Origin of the sequence: Treponema zioleckii, assembly GCF_014737315.1 — a bacterium.
GTDB classification, from domain to species: Bacteria; Spirochaetota; Spirochaetia; order Treponematales; family Treponemataceae; genus Treponema_D; species Treponema_D zioleckii.
Genome location: NZ_JPUF01000047.1, coordinates 14,425 through 32,057 on the forward strand (window position 1 = coordinate 14,425; position 17,633 = coordinate 32,057).

At 38.6% G+C, this 17,633-nt stretch carries 16 protein-coding genes; 4 read left to right on the plus strand and 12 right to left on the minus strand.

Features of this window, described 5'->3' with window-relative positions; translation table 11 throughout:
• The first annotated feature begins 3 nt into the window (after positions 1–3).
• Positions 4–1,038: a 3-deoxy-7-phosphoheptulonate synthase gene (locus JI65_RS11950; RefSeq protein WP_191016909.1), complete on the plus strand. Its 1,035-nt coding sequence runs from the start codon at positions 4–6 to the stop codon at positions 1,036–1,038.
• A gap of 60 nt (positions 1,039–1,098) precedes the next feature.
• Here JI65_RS11950 and JI65_RS11955 read toward each other — a convergent pair whose 3' ends face one another.
• From JI65_RS11955 to sbcD, 5 genes are all read right to left on the minus strand, one after another.
• Positions 1,099–3,243 (minus strand): lipase family protein, encoded by a 2,145-nt coding sequence (locus JI65_RS11955; protein WP_191016911.1) that lies wholly within the window; start codon positions 3,241–3,243, stop codon positions 1,099–1,101.
• A gap of 63 nt (positions 3,244–3,306) precedes the next feature.
• Positions 3,307–4,500 (minus strand): sigma 54-interacting transcriptional regulator, encoded by a 1,194-nt coding sequence (locus tag JI65_RS11960; protein ID WP_191016914.1) that lies wholly within the window; start codon positions 4,498–4,500, stop codon positions 3,307–3,309.
• 209 nt (positions 4,501–4,709) lie between these two features.
• The gene (locus JI65_RS11965) at positions 4,710–7,811 is read right to left on the minus strand and encodes an AAA family ATPase (protein ID WP_191016916.1); all 3,102 of its coding nucleotides are present in this window, start codon (positions 7,809–7,811) and stop codon (positions 4,710–4,712) included.
• Positions 7,812–7,826: 15 nt separating this feature from the next.
• The gene (locus JI65_RS11970) at positions 7,827–8,051 is read right to left on the minus strand and encodes a hypothetical protein (RefSeq protein WP_191016919.1); all 225 of its coding nucleotides are present in this window, start codon (positions 8,049–8,051) and stop codon (positions 7,827–7,829) included.
• An 81-nt stretch (positions 8,052–8,132) separates the two neighbouring features.
• Positions 8,133–9,137 (minus strand): exonuclease subunit SbcD, encoded by a 1,005-nt coding sequence (gene sbcD, locus JI65_RS11975; RefSeq protein ID WP_191016921.1) that lies wholly within the window; start codon positions 9,135–9,137, stop codon positions 8,133–8,135.
• A 109-nt stretch (positions 9,138–9,246) separates the two neighbouring features.
• Between sbcD and JI65_RS11980 the strand changes: the two genes are divergently transcribed.
• Positions 9,247–9,678: a hypothetical protein gene (locus JI65_RS11980; RefSeq protein WP_191016923.1), complete on the plus strand. Its 432-nt coding sequence runs from the start codon at positions 9,247–9,249 to the stop codon at positions 9,676–9,678.
• 125 nt (positions 9,679–9,803) lie between these two features.
• On the opposite strand, the gene JI65_RS11985 is transcribed toward JI65_RS11980, so the two are convergent.
• The 3 genes from JI65_RS11985 to JI65_RS11995 all read right to left on the minus strand — a co-directional run bounded on the left by JI65_RS11985 (position 9,804) and on the right by JI65_RS11995 (position 12,462).
• Positions 9,804–10,592, minus strand: a complete 789-nt coding sequence (locus JI65_RS11985; protein WP_191016926.1) for a phosphatase PAP2 family protein — start codon at positions 10,590–10,592, stop codon at positions 9,804–9,806.
• Between the two features lie 19 nt (positions 10,593–10,611).
• Entirely contained in the window at positions 10,612–11,778 is a 1,167-nt protein-coding gene (locus tag JI65_RS11990; RefSeq protein WP_191016928.1) for an MFS transporter, read from the minus strand.
• Positions 11,779–11,898: 120 nt separating this feature from the next.
• Entirely contained in the window at positions 11,899–12,462 is a 564-nt protein-coding gene (locus tag JI65_RS11995) for a 2'-5' RNA ligase family protein (protein ID WP_191016931.1), read from the minus strand.
• A 117-nt stretch (positions 12,463–12,579) separates the two neighbouring features.
• Here JI65_RS11995 and JI65_RS12000 point away from each other — a divergent pair, with 117 nt between their 5' ends.
• On the plus strand, positions 12,580–13,740 hold the full coding sequence (locus tag JI65_RS12000; RefSeq protein WP_191016933.1) for a 2'-5' RNA ligase family protein: 1,161 nt from the start codon (positions 12,580–12,582) through the stop codon (positions 13,738–13,740).
• Positions 13,741–13,771: 31 nt separating this feature from the next.
• Here the strand turns inward: JI65_RS12000 and JI65_RS12005 are convergent, their stop codons facing one another.
• The 4 genes from JI65_RS12005 to rpsT all read right to left on the minus strand — a co-directional run bounded on the left by JI65_RS12005 (position 13,772) and on the right by rpsT (position 15,591).
• Entirely contained in the window at positions 13,772–14,275 is a 504-nt protein-coding gene (locus tag JI65_RS12005) for a deoxycytidylate deaminase (protein WP_277950600.1), read from the minus strand.
• A gap of 107 nt (positions 14,276–14,382) precedes the next feature.
• Positions 14,383–14,796, minus strand: coding sequence for a bactofilin family protein (locus JI65_RS12010; protein WP_191016935.1), 414 nt, complete (start codon positions 14,794–14,796; stop codon positions 14,383–14,385).
• A 57-nt stretch (positions 14,797–14,853) separates the two neighbouring features.
• Positions 14,854–15,186: an HU family DNA-binding protein gene (locus JI65_RS12015; RefSeq protein WP_191016938.1), complete on the minus strand. Its 333-nt coding sequence runs from the start codon at positions 15,184–15,186 to the stop codon at positions 14,854–14,856.
• Positions 15,187–15,306: 120 nt separating this feature from the next.
• Positions 15,307–15,591: a 30S ribosomal protein S20 gene (gene rpsT, locus JI65_RS12020; RefSeq protein ID WP_191016940.1), complete on the minus strand. Its 285-nt coding sequence runs from the start codon at positions 15,589–15,591 to the stop codon at positions 15,307–15,309.
• A 244-nt stretch (positions 15,592–15,835) separates the two neighbouring features.
• Between rpsT and JI65_RS12025 the strand changes: the two genes are divergently transcribed.
• Positions 15,836–17,633: P83/100 family protein (locus JI65_RS12025; protein WP_191016942.1), on the plus strand; the 1,798-nt coding region annotated here is incomplete at its 3' end.

Genomic DNA, 17,633 nt, shown 5'->3' on the forward strand with positions numbered 1-17,633 from the left:
AAAATGGACATGCAGATGAATTTCGTGAGAAAACTTCCAGTTCCAAAAGAGCTGAAAGAACAATTCCCGCTTGGTGAGGAAGTAAAAAAAATCAAAGAAGAGAGAGACGAAATCATAAAAAACATTTTTGAAGGAAAAGACAATCGCTTTCTTCTTATCATCGGTCCATGTTCTGCTGATAACGAAACTGCTGTTCTTGATTACATGAACAGACTTGTTAAGGTTCAGGAAAAAGTTAAGGATAAAATTTTCATCATTCCGAGAGTTTATACAAACAAACCTCGCACAAAGGGAACTGGCTACAAAGGAATGTTGCATCAGCCTGACCCAGAAAAGGCCGAGGATATGCTTGCAGGAATCATCGCAATCCGCGAAATGCATACTCGTGTTGTAAAAGAAACTGGTTTTACCTGTGCCGAGGAAATGCTTTATCCTTCAAATCACCGTTATCTTTCTGATCTCCTGGCTTATGTTGCGATTGGTGCTCGTTCTGTTGAAGACCAGCTTCACAGAATGGTTGCGAGCGGTGTCGGAATTCCTGTCGGAATGAAAAATCCTACTTCTGGCGACATTTCAGTTATGATGAATTCGATTACAGCTGCGCAGGCTCATCAAAAATTCCTTTACCGTGGTTGGGAAGTTACGACAGAGGGAAATCCTCTCGCACATGCGATTTTGCGTGGGTATGTTGACGCGCACGGAAGAAGTCATGCGAACTATCACTATGAGGATATTCGAAACCTTGTGGATTGCTACGCAAAAGAAAATCTCAAAAATCCTGCGTTAATCGTTGATTGCAACCATGCTAATTCTGGAAAGAAATATCTTGAGCAGATTCGAATTGCAAAAGACGTTATTCACAGTTGTCATGTTTCTGATGACATTAAAAAAATTGTAAAGGGCTTGATGATTGAAAGCTACATCGAAGATGGCGCGCAGGCAATTGGCGATGGCGTTTACGGAAAATCAATCACAGACCCATGTTTGGGCTGGGAAAAAAGCGAAAGATTGATTCTTGATTTGGCTGAGATTCTTTAAGTAAAATTTTCTGTAAAAAGAGTGCTGGTAAGCGCAAAGCGTGGTTCGGCACTCTTTTTTTTATAAGCGAATTCCGAATTGGATGCTCGGTGCAACTTTTAGTTTGTCTGCTCCGAACGGAGAAATGGAATTTAATTTTACGGACGAATTGAAGGCTTCATCGTTGAAATCTTTGATTTTAAATTCGAACATTCCTGCCGTAAAAAATGTTATTCTTCCAAGAACTTTCAGTGAAAGTGCGGTTCTGTATTCTGGCACAAAATTGAATTTTCTCGAATCTGAATCTTCTTGCTCAGTCCAAAGAAACTTTCCAAAAAGTTCATTTTCAAATTTTATCTGCTTAAAAATGCTCATTTGGTTTCCGAATCCGATGGAAAGTTCGTATGTTTTTTTGAACCTTGTCAACTCTTGTGCCGTCAAGACTGAACCAAAAATTGAAGAAGTTCCAACGTGAACTCCGAAACCCAAAGTCCAGTTTGTGTTTGTGTATATTTCTGGAATGATGTTAAAAAAATGCGACGGGACTAAATCCGCTTGCTCGATGATTTTTTTTGATTCTCGTCGTGAAAGTTTTTTTTGAGTAAGGTCTGTTTTGTTTAATTCAAAATTTTTTACGAGCGCTTCGCCGATTTTAAAAGAGTACGCGTGATTTAAATGCGGATAGAATTTTGTGATTTTTGCTTCCCCTAAAAAAAGCCCTGCGGCTGTAAAATATTCGACTTTTACAGCAGTTGGTGTAGGAATGAGCGTTTCGTCGCTTAAAACTGCCCTGTAATTTATAGTTCCTGGACAGCCAATCATAATATTTTTCTTAAAGTTCGGAATTAGGACTACTGGAAGAGTCATATTTTCATATTGAATTTTCCCGTTGATTACGCGCGCCATTAATTTATCATTTTCATCAAAGATTGCGATTTCTTCTGTTCCCTGAACGGTCACAAGCGCATAGTTCATTGTGGAAAAAATTTCATTTTCTGAAAGAGCGAGCATGTACGAAAGATAAGTTTCGTTTGCGTGCATGTCCGAAAATGCGAGCGCGAGGTAATCTAATCCCCCGTTTGTACGTTCATTCAATTTTGTTACAAGCCAGCTTCCGATTCCTCCGTTTTGTTCAGGCGCGTCTTCCGTGTCCTTTTTGTCTGGAAAAAGTTTGTTCATGAGTTTTGCGACCCGCGTGTGAAGTTTTATGGCTCCGCTGTAGTATTTTTCAACATTTTCGCTTAGCGCGTTTACGATATTCGTTATTACGATTGGGACGAGCGGACCTGTTTTAAAAGGTGCGTATTCGCGGCCCATGAGTTTTACGAAATATTCATTGATTTTTGGAATGAATTTTTCATCGTAAAGTTCTTTTTGTGTGTTACAGCCGTTAACAAAAACTTTCGTGTTGCCGTATTTGTGATATTTCCAGTTGCCTCGGTTCATTGGCACAGTCGGAACAACATCCTCTGCGTTTACTATATTCCAGATAAATCCGTATTTTTCTTCCTGCGAGTTTGTCGTTACGTTTGGGGCTGCGAATGTGTATGTGTAAATCGCTCCTTTTTCAAAGAAGTTGTCATCGAGCAATAGCGACGAAAGCAAGTTTGCGATTGCCCCGCCCCGGCTATGCCCTGTGATTAAAAGATAGGCTTGTGTCGGGTCGATTTTGTGGCGTAGCATGTACGATATTAGTGCTGTGTGCAAAACTGCCGAAGCTGTTGCGAATCCCTTGTGAATTTCATCCTGCTTTTGGCTGGCATCGTTGATGTTTAGGTTTGAAATCCATTCGTTCGCATTTAGGGGCGTGCCTCGGATTACGAGAAGAATCAGAGTCCTTTTGCCGGCAGGCGTTTCGATTTCTTTTGAAGCAAAACTGAATGCACATTGGTCATTTCCCCAAAGCGCGTCATTGTAGTTTATTTCGTAATGAAATTCCATGTCAGATTCGTTGATTCCTAAAAGTTCATAATTCTTTTTTAGCGGATTAGAAGTCGCATCGGCAAGAACGTCTGCATACGAAGCGTCTGAAAGCATACATGCAAATCGTGCCAATTCGTGATTGTAGCTGAATGCAGTTCCTTCTGTAAAAAAATCCTCTCGCCATTCGACAGGAATTCTTGTTTCGCTAATGAGATTTTCAGATGTCTTGCAATTGAGATAAAAATTTATTGTTTTTGCATACAAGAAATTTTTATTTTTAAAAACAAGGAGAAGACTGAACAAAAAAAGAATTCGAATAAATCTTGTTTTTTTAGACAATGACATAGACGTAAAATTAATTTTAGCTTAAATGTCTAAAAGGTCAATACTTGCATCAGTTATTATTTCCCTGTCCCCAGAATCGATTATTGCCCGCTCCAATACATTTTCCAATTCTCGGATATTTCCAGGCCAATCATGTTCGCAGAGTTTTTCAAGTGCCAAAGGAGAAAGAAATTTTTGCGCACCGACTTTTTTTAAGTAGTTTTCACAAAGAAACGGAATATCTTCCTGACGTTCTTTGAGCGACGGAATTTTGATTACGAATTTTGTGAGCCGATAAAATAAGTCTTTGCGGAATTCTTTTTCGCGGATTTTCTGCTTTAAATTAGCGTTAGTCGCAAAAATGAGCCTTAAATCTGCATGAAGAAGTTTTCCCGAACCGACTTTTCTAAAATTCCCTGTTTCCAAAAAGTACAAAAGCTTTTTCTGAATAGCCAGTTCCGAATCACCGATTTCGTCAAGAAACAGAGTTCCGTTGTCTGCAAGTTGAACAAAACCGTTTCTTGCGACTGCATCGGTAAATGCGCCTTTTTCGTTTCCAAAAAGCTCGCTTTCCACGAGCGTTATCGGAATGTCCGGAATTGAAACCGGAATCAGCGGTTTTTCTTTTCGCGACGACAATTCGTGAATCACCGATGCCGCCGTGGATTTTCCGCTCCCGGTTTCGCCCAAAAGTAAAATTGTAGTGTCCAAATTTGCCGCGACCAAAAGTCGTTTCTTAAAATCTGTAATCAGCTGCGAATTTCCCGCAAACACAGAAAGACACTTAGGAAAATCGATTTCAGAATTTCCTTCGGGAGAAAACTTACCAGCATCTTCATTCGTTTTTGCAGGAAAGACTGGGGTGAATTTCTTTTGAGGTTTTATGTCAGAATTTTTTTGCGAATGATTTATTTCGAATCGCACAGGATTCTGATTTTCTTTTGAATCCATAAAATCCATGTATCTTTGACTAAAATCATCCGAAAAGACTTCTTCCTTTGAATTGAGCGGAAAGACAGGAATGTTAGAATTTTCCCAAAACTGGGCATTAAGCCTGTCTTTGATAGTCAAATCGAGAACAATTGAAGTCGGCGTGTAATTCTCTAAAAATTTAAAAAGTGAGAATGAATCCGAAGTCATAAAAACAGTTTTTTTGGCACCAATGCCTTTTTTTACGGCATTAAGAATTTCTGAATTATCAGAAAACAAAATTAGTATTTTTTCAGTATTCAACATTTTTAAATCTTTTTATATTGCTAATAAAAATATGTTTTTAGTTTATACCGAAAAATAATAATTTTAATTTAAAAAGCGATAAAAAAAAGATACTTTTTTATGACTTTAAGATTAATTATATGCATTAACTCCAAATTCTACAGAATTTCAAAAAACTCCAATTTTTTATAACAAAAAAAATCTTGTTTGCTATAAAAAATGCTTATTTTTTACGAGTGGGAAAATGTAATTCCTGAGCCTCGTAATTCACTGATTCCTCCGTTTTTCTTTACAGCCTCAATTTTTTGGTCGAATTCACGGATTACAGAGTCGATATGAGTAATAATTCCGAGCATTTTTCCAGAACTTTGAAGAGACTTTAAAGCCGCAATTGCCTCGTTTAAAGGTTCGCCGCTCAAGGTTCCAAAACCTTCGTCAAGGAAAAGCGAATCAACACGCACATTTTTGCTGGCAATTTCTGCAATTCCCAATGCAAAGGACAAGCTGATTATGAATTTTTCTCCGCCGCTCATATTTGAAACAGGTCTGTCATCTTTTGAATCTGCATAGTTTTCGTCATGAATAAGAAAATCAACTTTTCCAGGCTTTTGAACCATTGTATATTTTCCAGAAATCCTAAAAAGATAATGATTTGCTTTTTTTAGGAGTTGCTTGAATGCCAAAGATTGTACAAAAACTTCAAAGTCTTCGCCGTCTTTTTTACCTACAAAATTCTGAACCTGCGCCCAAAGATTTTTTTCTTCAAGAGATTTTTCCAATTTTTCGTGCATTTTCTCGAATTCTTTTCTGTTTTTTTCATTTGCGGCAAGTTGATTTTTTATGCTTCCTATTTCTTGATTTAAAATTGAGTCTTCGGAATCAAACTTTTGTTTAGAAGCTAACAAATCTTCTTGACTTTCTGTTGTGAGTTGCAACTTTCGGCATTCTTCAAGATTCTTTTTTGAAAGTTCGATTTCTTTGTTGGTTTCGGCATCGCGTGTTTTTAAACGCTCTTTTTCTTCCTTTAGAATAGGAATTTTTTCTTCATTGGAAAGTTGGTCCTTAAAGTCTTGAACCGAAGAAAAACCGTTTTTTTCGATTGAAAGCAAAAATTTAGCTTGAGCGGCTTCCAGTTTAGGTTTCCGCGAGTCGATATTTTTTTCAAGTTCCAGGATTTTTGTTTCTGCAGCCGTTTTTGCATTGATTGCAGAATTTTTCTTTTCTTCGGAATCTTTGAGTGTTTTTTTTAGATTCTCGATTCTTTCATTGAACGCTTTTTTTTCAGTTTCAACAGATTTTTTTCCGTATAAATTTTCTCGTTCTTCAGAAAGAATTTTGTAATTTTGCTCAGCGACGTCAAAAGCCTGCTTTTCGGATTCAAAATGTGCTTGTAATTTTTCAATATCGATTGATTTTCGTTCGCTTTCCTTTTCGAGAAGAAGATTTTTTGAATTTTCAAATTTTTCTCGTTTTTCCCGGAATGTTCGTTCTTTTATCGTGAATTTTTTTATCAGCTCTTCAATTTCTGGCTCGGTTTGTACGCAGATTTTCCAGTCTGAAAGATTTCCGTTTATTTCGTCGAAAAGTTTTGATTTTTCAATTTTAGCTTCTTCAAGCAGTCTTGAAAAATTTTCAAGTTGATTTTTTGAAGCTGCGATGCATCCTTCGATTTCTTGCTGGGTTTTCTTTGTCGAATCAATTTTTTTGCTCAGCGACGAAACTGTTTCTCCTATTTTTGTTGTTTTTTCGTCGAGTCCATTTTTTGATTCCGATTCGCCCTTTTCGCAAGCTGGATGCAAAGTTGAGCCACAGACTGGGCAAGGTTTTTCTGCCGAAAGACCTGTTCGTAAAAGCAAAGAGACTGCGACATATTCAGTGCTTACAAGATTTTTTAGTTGCTCATTAAAACTTGCAAGTTCATTTTTAGCTGCGAGCAAATCTTTTTCTTCCAATTTTAAATTGTTTTCTTCAATTAAAATGTTCTTACTTGCGCTTGTGATTTTGTTGTTCCACTCTCCTAGTGATTTTAAAGAGCGCGTTATGAGCGGAAGGACTGTGCTGAGATTTTCGTCGTGCTGATTTTCAGAAATATAATTCTTGTAGGAAAGGTTTTCTTGTTGAAGCGTTTCGATTTGGCTCTCAAGATTTTTTAGTTTGTCTTTTGCCAAAGTAACTTCGCGCTCAGCGTTTGAGTATCGTTTGCTAGCTTCGTTGAATTGCCCCAAAACTGGTTCAAGTTTTGCGTCAATTTTACTCACTTCCTTCCAGATTTCATCTTCTTTTTTTAGTTTGATTTGTTCTTCATCGTATTTTTTTTGATTTTCGCTAAAAATCTTTTGAGCATCAAAAAGCATTTTTTCTGTGTTGGAAAAATTATTTTTTTCGTTGGCGAGCATTTTGAGCGAATCTTCTTGTTCACGGTTCTGTGTTTCAAATTCTTTAAAATCTGCTTTGCAAAAAAGTGCTTTTTCTGCGAGTTCAAGGATTTTTGCCTTTTTTTCGAAATCTATTTTTTCTGATTCGTAATTTTTTCGGTTTTGGATTGCGTCAAGATTTTTTTTAGTAAAATCATCAAGTTTTTTGAGCCAATCAATGGACTCCTGAATTTTTTGCAATTCTTTCTGATTGCCAGAAATTTGCCTTTTATTGGAGTCGATTTTTTCATTGAGCTCTTTTATTTGTTCGTCAGAAAATATTTCGATTTGTGAAATGCTCTTTTTTATTTCATCGTAGGCGTTCAGTTTTTCATTTGCTTTTTTCCAGATAAAACTTGCGAATGCCTTGTATTTTTGAGTCCCGTTGAGTTTTGCGAGAATGTTGGCACGCGAACGTTCATCGCCAGAAATAAAAGTTTCGAATTGTCCCTGGGCAAGCATTATTGAGCGACAGAATTCATCGTAATCAAGCTGAATTATTTCGGCTGTTCGGGCGGCAAGCTTACTTGCTGTTTTTGCGGTAAACTTTTCGCCGTTGTTTGTGTTCGTAATTTGGCAAGATGCCTGACATAAGTTTCCGTCGATTTTGTCTTTTGCCTTATGCTGCTCAAATTCAGAAATAAAAATGCCTTTTTTGCATTCGTAAGTCACTCGTGCCATGCATTTTGAAGTATGGCGAGTCATAAGTTCATTTGAATCTGTAAATTTTGTTTGCCGCGGCGTGCGACCGTACAGTGCAAGCGTAATTGCGTCAAGAATCGTGGTTTTTCCGGCTCCTGTTTCTCCGCAGATTACGAATAAATCGTGATTTTTTTTGTAGTCTGGATGCGTAAAGTCAATGCACCATGAGCCTTTTAAAGAATTCAAGTTTTCAATTTCGATTTTTTTAATTTTCAATTTGCCCTTCTCCGTTTAGTTTGACGGTTCTGCCAAAAATTCGTCGTATGCTTCTGTAAAAATGTGAAGATATTTTTTTAAAATCTCTTCTTGGATTTTTTGATTTTCGTCTTCGTCTTCATTGTTCAAAAAATTTTTAGATTTTGCGCGAATCAAGTTTTCAAAAATTTCTTCGGGTTCAAGATTTTTTACTTCTTCACTGTCTAATTCTGTGTTTTCGTTGTTAAAAAAAATCTGCAACGCTCTGAAGTTTTCGGCTTACGATAAATACGTTCTTTTCTTCGAGCTCGTTAATCAAATCTTCCAATAAGTCGTTTATGTTTATGCCGTCTTCGAGTTTGTAGTAAAGTTCAAGAAATGTCGTTTTTCCGGAGGATTTTTTTTGTATTCTTCAAGAAACGAAAGAATTGTTTTTGAGTCGCCGTTTATTCGCCTGTAATTTACAATGGAAGGAATTTTCAGTTTTGAGACATTTGTTTTTCCGGGTTTCGCTTCGACTAAAAGGACGTTGTGGGGAATTTGAGCTTCGTCAAAACCCATTACGAATGGCGAACCTGAATACATGATTTTTGGATTTTTTCCAACGGTGGTTGTGTAATGTATGTGTCCGAGGGCCACGTAGTCAAATTCTTTCGGAAAAATATTTTCGTGAACACTTCCAAGCTTTCCAACAACGTCGAGAACACGCCTTCCGTCATCGGAGCGATTTTCATTTTGCTGATTTTCAAAGCGTCCCTCAAGATTTGCGGCGTACAAATGTCCAGTCGCAATTATAGGAATATCTTTTTTGCCACGGAGCGACTCGGCTTTTTCAAGGATTTTTTTATAGAGCGCACCGTATGCCCTGTCGCTAAAAGTTCCGTCTTCTGTTTCTTTATTTTCATCGATGTAATTTCTAAGTTCGCACTCGTGCGCAAAAGGCACTGCTGCGCAAATCGCAAGTGGCTGCTCAGCTTCATCGAAAAGTTCAAAAACCATTTCGTCGCTCGATGTGTTTGTGAGTGAACCTACAACGTGAATGTTCAGGTGCTTAAAAATTGCCTTTTCTGTATCAAGCAAGTCTCCTGAATCGTGATTGCCGCCTACAACGACAATGTTTTTGCAACAAGTTGATTGAAGGGATGCCAAAAAGTCTGCATATTGTGTTTTCGAAAAATTCGGCGGGTTTGCCGTGTCAAAAATATCGCCAGAAACGACTAATGCCTGTGCGCCATTTTCTATAATCTGAGTCCGTAGCCAGTCTAAAAAGAATTTAACTTCTTTTGTTCTGTCAATGTCGTGCATTTTGTTTCCTAAATGCCAGTCAGCTGTATGAATAAATTTCATAAAAATCTCCAAGATATTCCATACATAAAATAATCTATTTTCAAAAAAATGAATAGCCTTTTGAATAAAAAACTTGTCATTTTTTCAGAAATACTGTATCACTAAAAGTATGGTTAGAATTCTTTTTTTAATTTTTATGACTTTGATTCTTGTGTCTTCGTGTAAAAATACGAAAACTGACTCAAAAAAAATCGAAACTGTCACGGTGGATGTTGAAAAACTCGATGTTGACTCTTCCCTCGATCCTGCTTACACGCTTCGAACTCCTGAACAGCTGGGCAAAACGCGTAATTATTCAAAAAGAACTGTTTTGGTTAGCTTTTCAGAGCCAGTGAGCGAAGATGAGGCGAAGGAGTTTGCTAAAAAATTGAATCTTGATTTGACTTATTTTTATTCGAATTTTAATATGTGCGCTCTTAGTTCAAAACGCGATTTGACAGATGAGGAAATGCATGATTTGATTCTGCACCTTGAAGGGCTGCAAAAAGTTCTGCAGGTGGAACGCGATGAAATCATGCATTTGGATTCGGAAGAGGATTAAAAGGTTCAATTCCGAGGTTTTGCAAAGTCCGTCATTCAGAACTTGTTTCGAAATCCCTGCTTGTCTCTGCCTCATAATCCAGATGCTGAACTGAGTTCAGCATGACAGAAAACTCGGCATTTGTCTTAAAAATAAAAAGTCAGGTAAAAACCTGTCGGCATGACTGAAAGTTTTACGTCGTCGTTCTGAGAGTTTACTTTGTGGAGCCATGGGACTAAGAATCCTGCACCAGTTCCTATGGCCGCGCCTGTAACAACGTCCGTAAAAAAGTGATTCCCGCTGCTCATTCTTAAAATTGCTGTTGTAAGGGCAAGGCCGTAGCTTCCGGCGATTACAGGAACCTTCCACGGTGAGTTCGGAAAGTATTTGCAGAAAGTGTAGCTTGCAAAAGTTGCTCCTGCAAATGCCATTGTAGAGTGTCCCGATGGAAAACTGTTCGCAAAGTCGCCTTCTTTAACGTCGTCTTCTGGATGAGTGCTTGGATCGTAATACATATACGGTCGGATACGTGTTACCGCTAGTTTTGTAAGTTCCTTTATTCCGTTTGCGATTAACATTGTTTCTGCGTACATTACTGCATTTGTAAACCATGTGTCTTTGTCGGTCGCAAGAAGTACTAGAGGGGCTGCCATTGAAGCTACGAGCGTGCAATCAGCTGCAGTGTCCCGTGATTTTGAGTACTGATGCATAAAAAAACGGTCGAGTGAGTTTACATCATTTTTGTCGTAAGTTTCGCCTTCATACTTCTGTCTGTTTATTTCTAGTGCGTTGTCTAAAATCAAATCGCTGCCAGAAAGTAAAACTCCCCCGCCAAAAAGAATTCCGTCTTCTACGGGATTTAGTTTAAAAATGGCTTCAGCAAAAATAAAAGACGAAATGATAAAAATAAAAATTGAGGTAAGAATCTTCTTCATTTTAGTTCCAGTTCAAAAATTATTTGTTTTTATTGAGACGCACATTTATGAGTGAAAGTGCAATCATTGCGACTACGTTTATGAGCAAAGTTGAGATGGCGCCTGTTAGACCAATGTGGTCAGCGACTTTTCCGACGATTTGCGGGGTAATAATGCCGCCCAGAGCCGAGATTGCAAGAAACATACTTGTTCCAAAGTCAGAACCTTTAATGGCTACAGCCGCGTTTGAAACTCCTGTAGGATAAATTCCTGCAAAAAAGAATCCTAGCCCGATTATTGCGATTGTGATTACAACAAGATTTTTTGTGCTTACAAGCAGAATAAAAAATATTGCTGTTGCAATGCAATCCGCAAGAATAATCCATTTTTGTTTGATTTTCGTGGACAAAACTGCTGTTGTAAGCCTTCCGACGAGAACCGCGAGCCATGTTAACGAGACTAATTCGTTTGCATAAGTTTGTGACATGACTCCCGTGTTTTTTAAGTAGCTTACAAACCAACCGTTAACACAGTTTTCAAGTCCTAAATAAAAAAACAAGATAAAGCCAGAAACATAAAAAATCGGCATAGTCCAGAATCTTTTTTGTTCTGGTAAAATCGATTTTGAATCATCAGTTTTTGTTTTTGGTGTGCCCGATAAATCAAGCTTGCAAAGGAATAAAATCGAAAGCACAGAACCGACTGTGATTGTGTAGATAATATCGCGCCAAGTAAGGTTGAGATTTATATAAATAGAAAGCAGTGTTGGTGCAAGAAAAGCTCCAATCGCAAATACCATGTGAAGAATATTGAGCGAAGCAGCGCTGCCGTCACCTTTTTCGTTTATGTATGCATTGTTGATGATGCTATAGCAGCCTCTGCTGATTCCGAGCGTCAAAAAAAGCAAAAGCAGAATCGGAACCGGCGGTAGCATGGAAATTCCTATAAGCGAAACTGGCTGTAAAATTGCCGTCGTAATAATTGAACATTTTCTGCCAATCAATTTTGTCAGTCCTGGATTTACAAAACTTGCAAGAAAATTACCAACCGCAAATATCGAAAGAAGACTTCCGCTGATTGTATAGCTTAAATTCGCTTCCTCGCGGAGATATGGAAGAATGGCTCCTACTAAAAGGACCATGGCACCGTTTATAAAAAAAGAAAAATAATTTGGGAAAAATAACTTTATTTTTATGCTGTTACTCATAGTTTTTTATTTTATCTAGAAATCATCTTTTTGTGTACAGGGAAAATCCTGAACGCTGTTAAGAACGTCTGTAGCTGTTGCTTTGCATTTTCCCCGGAAAGTTAGTTTAAAACTTTGCAGTTAAGATATGTCGACTGTCACAGCTGCAAGCCATTTTCCGCCTTGTCGTTCAAAAATCGTTATGTTGTCAATCAAAAAATCTTCTGCTAGTTTCATTTCATTCATCACTTGTAAAGCTTTTGTCGTAGCTCCTGCTGGAATGTCTCGGTTTGCCACAGTTCCATGCGGTTGAAAGGGGCGTTGGTCTTTTTTTGTACAGCCCGGACATGCTTTTAGAATCGCTTTTAAGGTTTCGTCGCGAAGTCTCGTCCAATTTTCATTTGCGACTACTTTTGCAAAAATGGTCCTGTCGCCAAATGCGTCAAAATTATCGATATGCGCCGTAAAACCTAAGTGCTTTGGTAAAATTTCATTTTCAATCGCGGTAACCAAATCTTTTGTAGAAAAATCCCTTTGCATCTTAAATGGCGGAACGAGAGTAATATGAATCGGCGTTCCATAACCAGACTTGCATCCGTAAACTTCGTTCATGTAACGACGACAATCTTCGAGGGTAAGCGTTATGTCCTCTGGAAGCAGAACGCCAATAAAGTGAGTTTGTTCTGGAAAGTTGTTTTTTTTCATGTTTTTGATTATAGCACAAATGCGAGTCAAAAGTCGTATAACAAACTTTCGCAAAAATCCCGATTTTTGATATAATTTTAGTATGTCGATTTGCACGAAAAATTTTCGGTGGATACGATGAGCGAACTTCAAAAAACTCGCACGTATGCCGTATCGCTTTTGTTTGATGAAGACTCTGCTAAAAAAATCTTGACGCTCCAAAACGAAGCTGCCGCGATTACTCAAAATGATAGTCTCGTAAAGGACGCGCCTCCGCCGCATATTACGCTCGGAATGTTTCATGCCGCCGATTCCGATTTGCAAACTTTACGAACAGCATTTCTTGATTTTTCAAAAAATATTTCTCAGCAGTTTTCAATTTCTTTTTCTGATTTTGACAGTTTTCTCAAAAAAGTGATTTTTCTTTCGCTTAAAGATTCCGAATCGTTAAAAGAACTTAATCTGATTCTCCACGAAAAATACTTCAAGGATTTTAAAGCTGGCGCAAACAGAAATTACACGCCAGAACGATTTTTTCCACATGTCGCAATTGCCTTAAAACTCAAGCCTGAGCAATTTGAAAAAGGAATTAAATGGGCGTGCCCTGCCTGTCGGCAGGTCGGGCTTTCCGCACTTCCGCTTTCGCTCCATTCCACGCAAGCGTGGAACGCCTTCGGCGGTGCTACAATCCCTCACGCGGTTTTGCCTGCATCTGCAAAAATTTTTTCCGCAGTCCTTGCTCAATGCAAACCTTATAAAATTCTTGAAAGCGTAAGTTTTCCGAGCAAAATATGGACTTCGCCGCAAAGACACAAAAATATGGCCGCAATAAAAAGTACTGGCGGAAAACTCGAAGTTACGCTCAGAGCCACTCTTTTTAAATTTGGCTTTCGATTTCGCAAAAATGACAAAAGACTTTCGGGCAGCCCGGACATCGTTTTTCCGCATTATCGCGCCGTAATCTTTATAAACGGATGTTTTTGGCATTCTCATGGCTGGAAAAGTGAGTCTTCCGTAATAAAGTCAACGCTCCTAGATGAAGATGTTTTGTATTCCCTGCAATGCGAAAAATTCCGAATGCCTACAACGAACATCGATTTTTGGGTCAGAAAATTTTCCCGAAACCGAGAACGCGATATTCGTGATATTGAAAAACTTCTTCTTGAAGGCTGGCGAGTTGGCATTGTTTGGGAGTGCTCGATAACTGGCAAAAGCCGCAATGAAAAAATTCTTTCGATTGCCGAAAAAATTTCTTGCTGGCTTGAAGAAGAAAAATCAGAACTTTTTAGAGAATTTTAGAATTTCTGGATTTTAAAAAGATACTGAATTATCACATGTCTTTGTAAGTCTGTACGGTATCTTCCAAATGCTCGATTGTTATTCCCGCCATTTTGAACATTTTTAGAGAGTCTTCTTCATCGTGATAGTGCTTTTCGCAGACTACTCTTTTTATTCCGCAGTTGATTATAAGCATGGCGCAGGTTCTGCATGGAGTCATCTTGCAGTAAACGGTCGCGCCGTCAATCGCAATGCCTCGTTTTGCCGCCTGACAAATTGCGTTTTGCTCCGCATGAACGGTTCTTACGCAGTGTTGCGAGATTGTTCCGTCAATGTGAATCATTTTTCGCATCAAATGTCCAACGTCATCACAGTGCGGAAGCCCTGCCGGACTACCGACATAGCCTGTTACGAGAATCTGATTGTCGCGGGCGATTACGCAACCTGAACGGCCTCGGTCACATGTCGCTCGTTTTGCAATTGTTCTTGCAACTTCCATAAAATATTCATCCCAAGTTGGGCGGACGTATGTTTCTTCTTCTTTGTGTTGAGCCAAATTTTCCTCCGGCTGGTAAATTACAAAAATTAATTTATGCCAATCGATAAAAAAAGCGCTTATACCATATCGGTCTAGCGCTCTTTGATTTTATTTAAGCTGTCTTGCTATATTTGTGATTTTTGAATAAGGCTATCCTTGTATTCTTTTGAGGATACAGAAAACAAGTCGATGTCAGGTACGGAATCAATCATGTCAACCCTTCCCTCAAAATCCACGTTGTCCGAAATCCTAAGCTTGTCGGTTTTAATATCACCGCGAACAGAACTGCCTGCACATAACTCAACACGTTCTGTGGCTATAAGATTGCCTTTTACGTTTCCTGAAACAACAATTGATTTTGCCGAAATGCTGTCGGTTTCGCAAATCGACGTTTTTTCAAGCTCCAAATTTCCTTCAGAGATAATGGTTCCGTGGAATTTCCCTGTGATTATAAGATTGTCAGTAAACTGCAACACTCCGTCAAATTCGGTTTCTTGCCCAAATACTGTTAGATTTTTTCCATTTTTTTGCTCTGCCATAAAATCACCCTATGCGTTATTCATGCAAAGTGTTGTACCTGCACGCATATATGTACTTTACTTGTTATCGATGTCTAAATCAAGTAAACTTTCTTTTAATTCTTTTCCAACCCTAAATACAGCCGTGTAATGCGGCGGCACTGATACTTTTTCTCCTGTCCGAGGATTGCGAGCATTTTCCCTGCCCTTTCTCAGTTTTACCTCGAACATTCCGAATCCCCTAAGTTCTATATTGTTCCCGCTTGTCAAGGATATTTTTACTTGATTGAAAAATTCGTCTAAAACTTTTTGGACTGTTTTTTTTTCGATGCTTGTTTCCGTGTAAATTGCGTCTACCAGATCGGACTTAGTTACTTTAGCTTTGTCTTCGTCTTTTATTCTCTCTGCCATAAGACCTACTGTAAAAATGGAATCTATTTTATTTTTTTTCGAGAAATATTCTGGACAAAAAAAATCAGGTACTGCAAACCGCAATACCTGTTTAATGTTTTTATCTTGAGTTATAAAAACTTATTTTGCAGCTGCCGCATTGAATGAAGCATTATAAAGTTTCATCATTCGCGACTTTTTGCGAGAAACTGCATTGCGCTTCAAGACACCCTTGCTGCGTGCAGAATCAAGTCTTGAAACCAAAGTCTTAAGCTTTTCCTGTGCAAGTTTTTCGTCTTTTTTCTGAACAGCTTCTACAAACTGTTTTGCATATGTTCGGCATTCGCTCTTGATTGCTTTGTTGTGCAATCTTCTAGCTTCACTCTGTGCAAATGCTTTTTCTGCAGATGTTTTCTTTCCTGCCAAAGGAGGCACCTCCAAAAATTATTTATATTTGATTTTATAAAATGCTTGAACGATAGTCAATAAGTTATTTGTAAACCGTTATGTAATTTTAATGCAAGTTTTTTTTATCACTCTAAAAACTCCACTTTTTTGCAACTTCTCTGAAAAAAAAATGTTTTATTGGAATTATTGAATCAACCTTTTGCAATCTCCATTCGTATATGTTATACTTTAAGATAATATCTAAGTGGAGGATATAAAAAAAATGGGCAATAAAAAGCTATTTTGTATTGCTGCTGCTTTTTTAGCATCTTTTTCAGTTTTCGCTCTCGAAGTTGATAGGGCTGAATTGGAAAGTGCGAATGGCAATAACGTTGTGTTCCAAAACTATAGTGGACCACATGCCTTTATAAATACAGCAGATCAAATCCGTCAAATCGGTTCGAATCTGGGAGATTCGGTTGTTACGAGAATTGATTCTTATGGAACTGTTGGAACTGAAAGTCGTTACTATGTGATTCATGCGGTGGATCCTGCCGAAACTGGAAAACTTGATGCTGATATTTTCATAATCGGTGCTGATTCTATGGTTGACCACATCTCGAATGTTCGCAGAATCATTTCTGGCTATCTTGTTTCAACTTATAAGTATAGCCGTGCTGATGCCGATACTGTTGCAACTTATGTTACAGTTTACAACGCTGTTTACAGAGGAAAAACGGATTATTTTGCTGGAAAATACAAGAAAGTTGTACTTGATAAAATCTCGACCGACAAGGTTGGTATTTCAACAAGCTATGAGGATTGGGCAGGAAAAACTCAAATCGTAATTCCGTTGTCTGATGTTCACGGCGGATTGAGTTCGGTTGATACTTCGATTATTAGTGACAAAAATGTTCGTGAGTCTTTGCAGAGCGAAGAGGACAAGGGAATTGATGTTCGAAAAGAAATGGTAGACATCAAGGAACGAGAAGCTGAGAACGCTGCAGAAAAGGCTCAGGAATCTCAGAAACAGGCTTCTGAAGAAAAATCTAAGCTTGCTGAAGAGCAGGAAAAAGCACGCGATGCAAACAAAGAGGCTAGCGATGCTAAAAAAGATGCTAATACAGCCCAGAAAGAAGCTGAAAACGCTCAGAAAGAGGCTGAAAACGCTCAGAAACAAGCCGAAAACGCTCAGAAAGAAGCTGATGAGGCTCAGAAAAAGGCAGATGCAAATCCAAATGATAAGCAGGCTCAGGAAGATGCCGCTAAAAAACAGCAGGCAGCTGACGAGAAAAAGGCTGAAGCTGAGAATAAGCAGCAGGCAGCTGACGAGAAAAAGGCTGAGGCTGAGAACAAGCAGCAGGCAGCCGAGGATGCTCAGAGCAAGGCTGATAAACAGGCTGAAAGCGTAAATGAGCAGGCTCAGAAAACTCAGGAAGCTCAGGACAAGGCTACTGAGGAACAGGCTAAGGCTGACAAAAAACTCAACGAAGCTCAGGAAGAGCGTGCTGAAATTGCAAAAGACCAGCAGCAGCTTATCAAAGAAGCTTCTGAGGTTGACGGCGACAGCATTATCTTTGGTTTGAAGACAGTTGATGAGCTTGGTGTTCTTTCTGAAATCGTAAAAATGGACGCTTCGTCAGGAAAGACCGTTAAGGAGTCTCCTGTAGCTGTAATTCGAAGCCGAACCGTATACGAGGAAGAGAATAATTTCGTTGCAATCGCCGGAACAAATATTGGTAACGGAGCTATTAAGTTGGTTCTTATCGACAAGAATACGCTTGAAATAACAAAGGAAAGCTCTGAGGTTCTTTCAGAAACATCTGTTCTTATTGAATATGAAGGAAATTACTATGCTGTTGTTAAGAGTGGCAATGGCTATGCAATCGGAAAATTCAATAGTCAGACAGAATTGCAGCTGAAATCACCTGTAGCTGTAAAACCTGCTACTGCAATTACAATTACATCAAAAGGCATTCTTGCAACCGCTGATAACGGTTCTCCAATTGTCTTGAGACTTAATGATTTGACAGCAATTGCTGGTGGATCTGCTCCAGCACCTGCTTCTAGTACAGTCGATG